At 71.5% G+C, this 639-nt stretch carries 1 protein-coding gene; it reads right to left on the bottom strand.

Annotation, left to right across the window (positions count from 1 at the left end; all coding sequences use genetic code 11):
* Nucleotides 1–367: FAD-dependent oxidoreductase (locus tag D588_RS25775; RefSeq protein ID WP_043086526.1), on the bottom strand; the 367-nt coding region annotated here is incomplete at its 3' end.
* Nucleotides 368–639: the final 272 nt, after the last annotated feature.

Here is a 639-nt window from a genome sequence, read left to right as displayed (position 1 = left end):
GCAGGCGCGCGGCGTCGCGCGCGGAGAACCTGGCCAGTTCGGCCTGAGTGTGGCCGGCGCCGGTCAGCAGGTAGCGTCCGTCCGGCAATGGCAGGAAGTTGTTGCGCCGGCGCGGCACGATGCGCAGGCCGTGGCCGGCCAGATCCAGGTCGGCGATCACCTTCGGCTGCAGCAGCGACACCGTGTAGGACGCCACCGAGTTGCGGAACCCGGGGTGGAACTCCTCGGTCACCGCGGCGCCGCCGACCACGCCGCGCCGTTCCAGCACCGTCACCTTCCAGCCGGCCCGCGCCAGGTAGGCGGCGCAGACCAGGCCGTTGTGGCCGGCGCCGACGATCAGGGCATCGCATGGCGGTTCGCGGGTCATGGCCGCATGGTAAGCCAGCGCCGGCGGACCTGCCGACGGCAGGCGGCGACCCCGTCCTGCGGCCCAATGGCCAGGGCCACCCATGACCTTCGACACCCCTGAAACCTGCAGTGGCGGCGTAGAGTCTCGCCACGGCCCGTGCGGGCCATTCCTTTATCCACGTCGGCCTGGAGCCTGCCTGTGACCCTTCGCAATCCCAAGATGCTGCTGTTGACCCTGGCCGTGAGCGCCGCGCTGACCGGCTGCAACAAGCCCGAGAGCGCCGCGCCCGA

Origin of the sequence: Xanthomonas sp. SHU 308 (assembly GCF_000364645.1) — a bacterium.
In the GTDB taxonomy this organism is placed as follows: Bacteria; Pseudomonadota; Gammaproteobacteria; order Xanthomonadales; family Xanthomonadaceae; genus Xanthomonas_A; species Xanthomonas_A sontii.
Note: the sequence above shows the minus strand (reverse complement) of the source record. Positions and strands in the feature narration are given on the sequence as shown.